This window comes from Mesorhizobium sp. M7A.F.Ca.MR.362.00.0.0, assembly GCF_004023175.1.
Classification (GTDB): Bacteria; Pseudomonadota; Alphaproteobacteria; order Rhizobiales; family Rhizobiaceae; genus Mesorhizobium.
Genome location: NZ_RZTF01000424.1, coordinates 1 through 5,279, shown reverse-complemented (window position 1 = coordinate 5,279; position 5,279 = coordinate 1). Strand labels below are relative to the sequence as shown.

General features: G+C 63.5%; 4 protein-coding genes. All 4 read left to right on the top strand.

Annotated features, from left to right (window positions below):
* Window positions 1–1,463 (top strand): sugar ABC transporter ATP-binding protein (locus tag EOC06_RS31945; RefSeq protein ID WP_164898845.1); only part of this gene is annotated, 1,463 nt, incomplete at its 5' end.
* 26 nt (window positions 1,464–1,489) lie between these two features.
* Window positions 1,490–2,620 carry an ABC transporter permease gene (locus EOC06_RS31940; RefSeq protein ID WP_127382043.1) on the top strand — a complete coding sequence of 377 codons (1,131 nt, stop codon included), beginning with the start codon at window positions 1,490–1,492 and terminating at the stop codon, window positions 2,618–2,620.
* A gap of 32 nt (window positions 2,621–2,652) precedes the next feature.
* On the top strand, window positions 2,653–3,600 hold the full coding sequence (locus EOC06_RS31935; RefSeq protein WP_023756738.1) for a D-ribose ABC transporter substrate-binding protein: 948 nt from the start codon (window positions 2,653–2,655) through the stop codon (window positions 3,598–3,600).
* A gap of 96 nt (window positions 3,601–3,696) precedes the next feature.
* Window positions 3,697–5,256 carry an FGGY-family carbohydrate kinase gene (locus EOC06_RS31930; RefSeq protein WP_128309660.1) on the top strand — a complete coding sequence of 520 codons (1,560 nt, stop codon included), beginning with the start codon at window positions 3,697–3,699 and terminating at the stop codon, window positions 5,254–5,256.
* Window positions 5,257–5,279: the final 23 nt, after the last annotated feature.

The following is a 5,279-nucleotide window of genomic DNA, read 5'->3' as shown; positions in this document are numbered from 1 at the left end:
GCGTTCATGCGCTCAAGGGCGTCAATTTCGACATCCATCGCGGCAAGGTCACGACGCTGTTCGGCGAGAACGGCGCCGGCAAGTCGACGCTGATGAAGATCCTGTCCGGCGTCGTCACGCCGACATCCGGCGACATCGTGCTCGACGGCAATCTCGTCAGCTTCTCCTCATCCTCGGACGCGCGCGATCGCGGCATCTCGATCATCCACCAGGAACTCAGCCTGGCGCCGAACCTCAGCGTTCGCGACAACATCTTCATGGGCCGCGAACTGCGCACCAGAACCGGCCTCGACTTCGCCGAAGAATCGCGCCAGGCGCGCGCGCTGATGGCCGATCTCGAAGAGGACATCGACCCGATGACTCTCGTCGAGGATCTGCGCCTGGGTCAACAGCAGATCGTCGAGATCGCACGGGCGCTGTCGGTCGATTCACGCATCCTCATCATGGACGAGCCGACCTCCGCGCTCAGTGCAACCGAGGTCGAGGTGCTGTTCAAGGTGATCCGCGATCTGACCAGCCGCGGCGTCTCCATCGTCTACATTTCACATCACCTCGAAGAAGCGCTGCAGATCACCGACTACGCCGTTGTCCTGCGCGACGGCGCCATAACGGCAACGGCCGAAGCCAGGGACATCGACCTCGAGTGGATCGTGCGCAACATGGTCGGCGAGAATTTCGATCTCGGCTCGCCGCCGACCGGTCATGCGTTCGGCGAGGTCGCCCTTTCGATCGAGGACGTCAGCGTCGTTGACACTTCGGGCTCGGGCTATTCCGTCGTCGATCACCTGTCGCTGGACGTCAGGGCCGGCGAGATCGTCTGCATCTATGGGCTAATGGGCGCCGGGCGCACGGAATTGCTGGAGGCCGTCGCCGGACGAGTGCCGATGGCGGGCGGTCGCGCGCTTCTGGAAGGCGAGGACGTCTCGGGGTTGAGCATTGCCCAGCGCATCTCCAGAGGGCTTGTGCTGGTCCCCGAGGACCGCCAGCGCGACGGGCTGGTGCAAACGATGACCGTCGGCCGCAATCTCTCGCTTGCCAGCATCGAGGCGTTCGCCAAGGGGCTGTTTCTGTCCCGTTCCAGGGAGCGAGAGCTGGTCGAAGACTCGATCCGCAAGGTGACTGTCAAGACCGCAGGTGGCAACGCCATGATCGGATCGCTGTCGGGTGGCAATCAGCAGAAGGTCGTCATCGGCAAGATGCTGACGACCAACCCCAAGGTCATCCTCCTCGACGAGCCGAGCCGCGGCATCGATGTTGGCGCCAAGGCCGAGGTCTTCCGCTTGTTGAGCGAACGCGCCGCTCAAGGGCTTGCGGTCGTCTTCTCGACCTCTGAGGTCAACGAATGCCTCAGCATTGCCCACCGCATCGTCGTCATGCGGCGTGGCAGGATTTCAGCTGAATTCGGCGCCAACGCCACCAAAGAGCAGATCATGGCCGCCTCCGGCGAAGCCGTGGTCGCCTGATCACCAGAATTTCGGAGCCCAGACCCATGACCGACGTCAGCCAGGCCAGAAAACAGTCCAGTCCAAGCGCGAGCGAAGGCTTCGATCTCGCCAAGTTGCTGCTCGAGGGCCGGGCCTTCTTTGCCCTGATCGTCATCATCGTCGTCTTCTCGATCCTGTCGCCCTACTACCTCTCGGTGGCGAACTTCCTGACCATGGCTTCACATGTCGCCATCTTCGGAATCCTCGCGATCGGCATGCTGCTCGTCATCCTCAATGGCGGCATCGATCTGTCGGTGGGGTCGACGCTGGGTTTGGCCGGCGTCGTTGCCGGATTCCTGATGCAAGGGGTGACGCTGACCTGGCTGGGCGTCGTTCTCTATCCGCCGGTCTGGGTGGTTGCGGTGCTGGCCTGCATGCTGGGCGCGGTCGTCGGGCTGATCAACGGCGTGCTCATTGCGCGCTTCAAGGTTCCGGCGTTCGTCGCCACGCTCGGCGTCATGTACATGGCGCGCGGCCTGGCGCTGCTGATGACCAGCGGCCTGACCTATAACAATCTCGGCGGCAAGCCGGAGCTCGGAAACACCGGCTTCGATGCGCTTGGCTTCAACCGCTTGTTCGGCGTGCCGACGGGCGTCGTGGTTCTCGTGGTCATCGCGCTGATCGGCAGCATCGTGTTGAACCGCACCGCCTTCGGGCGCTGGCTCTACGCCTCGGGCGGCAACGAGCGCGCGGCCGAACTGTCCGGCGTTCCGGTCAAGACGGTGCAGATTTCGGTCTATGTGCTGTCAGGCATCTGCGCCGCTATTGCCGGCCTGATCCTGTCATCGCAGTTGACGTCGGCGGGACCGACCGCGGGCACCACCTACGAATTGACGGCCATCGCGGCCGTCGTCATCGGCGGCGCGGCACTGACCGGCGGCCGTGGCAACATCCGCGGAACCCTGCTCGGGGCCTTCGTCATCGGCTTCCTGTCCGACGGTCTGGTGATCATCGGCATCTCATCCTACTGGCAGACAGTGTTCACGGGCGCGGTCATCGTGCTCGCCGTGCTCCTCAATGCCGTTCAGTATCGCCGCCGTAGCAAGCTCCCAAGCGCGACAGGTGGCCAACCGACTTCTCAGAAACGGGGGAAGGCCGAACCGGCCAATCCTGCCCAAGGGAAGACTGCCAGGTGAACTGGCAGCAACACCGCGTAATCATTGGAGGAATGTACATGAAAACCATGCTGAAAAGTCTGCTCGCCGCCGCGATGGTCGTCGGGTTCACGGCCGCCGCGTCAGCCGCGGGCCTGATCTCGATCATCGTCAACGATCCGGCCAACCCCTACTGGCTGACTGAGGGCAACGTCGCCAAGGCCGAGGCCGAGAAGCTTGGCTATACAGCCAATGTCGGCGCCCACAAGGGCGATACCAATACCGAAAGCAATTTGATCGACACCGCCATCACCAACAAGTCGGTGGCGATCATCCTCGATCCGGCCAACGCTGACGGCTCTGTCGGTGCGGTGAAGAAGGCGATTGCAGCCAACATCCCGGTGTTCCTCGTCAATGCCGAGATCAATCAGGAAGGCCTCGCCAAGGGTCAGCTCGTTTCCAACAACGCGCAAGGCGCTGCTCTCGGTGCCCAGCAGTGGGTGCAGGCCGTCGGCGAAAAGGGCAAATATGTCGAACTGCTCGGCGCCCCGTCTGACAACAACGCCGCTACGCGCTCGAACGGTTACGCGACTGTGCTGAGCCAGTACCCGGATCTCGAAAAGGCTGCTTCGCAGGTCGCCAACTGGGATCGTACCCAGGGCCACGACAAGATGCAGAGCATGCTGCAAGCCAATCCCGACATCATCGCCGTGATCAGCGGCAATGACGAGATGGCGCTTGGCGCGGTTGCGGCGCTGAAGGAAGCCGGCAAGCTCGCCGGCATCAAGGTCGGCGGCTTCGACGGCTCCCCGGATGCGGTTGCGGCGATCAAGTCCGGCGAACTGCAGTACACCGTGCTACAGCCGGTTGCCATCTTCTCGGCCAAGGCCGTGCAGCAGGCGGACTCGTTTATCAAGACAGGTGCCACCGGTGCGGCGACCGAGAAGCAGCTGTTCGATTGCCTTCTCATCACCAAGGACAATGTCGACAAGTACACCGCACCCTTCGTGCTGTCTGAGTAATACCTGTACAGGGGGTGTCCTTGCGGACACTCCCTGCCTCTTCTACGAAATGACTGCCCTCGTGAACCGCCTTCGCAACCAACCGGAATTTGCGGCATGAAAGACCTGCTGATCGGCATCGACGCGGGAACGTCGGTAATCAAATCGATCGCTTTCGACCTGTCCGGGCGGCAGCTCGCCATGACGTCGGTGCCCAATAGCTTCGTCACGCTGGAAGGCGGCGGCGCCGAGCAGGACCTCGACCAGACCTGGCGCGACATGGCGCGGACCGTTCGCGATCTCGCGGCCAAGGTTCCCGACCTCGCGCAACGAACCGCAGCGGTGGCCATCACCGGGCAGGGCGACGGAACCTGGCTGATCGATGGCGACGGCTTGCCTGTCTCGCGCGCCTGGCTGTGGCTCGATGCCCGCGCCGGACATCTGGTCGACGAGATGCGCGCCGATCCCCGGGATCGCAGGCGGTTCGAGCTGACCGGCACGGGCCTGAATTCCTGCCAGCAAGGCGCCCAGCTTGCCTTCATGAAAAAGAACCATCCCAGCATGCTGGAGCGGGCGGCGACCGCCCTGCATTGCAAGGATTGGCTCTACTTCAAGATGACAGGCGAACGCGCCACGGATCCCTCCGAGGGAACCTTCACCTTCGGCGATTTTCGGTCGCGCAACTATTCCGACGAAGCCCTCGACATCCTGGATCTGACGACGCATCGCCGCCTGTTGCCTCCCATGCTCGAAGGCACCACCGACCATCATCCGTTGTCGCGATCGGCGGCGGCAGAGACTGGCCTGCTCGAAGGCACCCCGGTGGTGCTGGGTTACGTCGATATGGTCATGACGGCGCTCGGAGCCGGCCTCTATGATCCCTCGGGCAATGTCGGCTGCACGGTCATCGGCTCGACCGGCATTCACACGCGTTTCGCCGCCACTCCCGACGATGTCGTGCTGAACGACGATGGCTCCGGCTACACGATCGCCATGCCCATTCCGGGCGCCTTTGCACAATTGCAATCCAACATGGCGGCGACGCTCAACATAGACTGGGTGCTTGGCCTTGCGCGCGACGTGCTCGCCACGGCTGGCGGCAAGCCTTCTCATGACGAGTTGCTGAAGGCCCTCGACGCTTGGGTGGAAGCATCGGAGCCGGGATCGCTGATCTACCAGCCTTACATATCGCTGGCCGGCGAACGCGGGCCATTCGTCGACCCCGATGCGCGCGCGGGATTCATCGGCCTTTCGGTCAAGCATGGCTTTGGCGATCTGGCGCGCGGCGTCCTCGAGGGACTGGCCTTCGCCGCACGCGATTGCTACCAGGCGATGGGCGCCGTGCCGGGCGAAATCCGCCTGTCGGGCGGCGCCGCGCGCAGCCCGTCCCTACGCCGCATCATCGCAGCGGCGACAAGGGCACAGGTGCGCACCAGCAGTCGCCAGGAAGCCGGCGCGGCAGGCGCCGCGATGATGGCCGCGGTCGGCCTCGGCGTCTATGGCTCGATGGAAGACTGCGCCGCCGAATGGGTGACGCCGCTTCTCGGCGACTGCGATGCCTATGACGAGGCGCTTTCGCAAACCTACGATGCCCTTTTCCCTTCCTTCGTTGCAGCGCGTCAGGCGCTTCGGCCGGTGTGGAAGGGCATGGCGCACCGCACAGGAGCAGGATCTTGAGCAATACAGCAGATGTCGTCGAT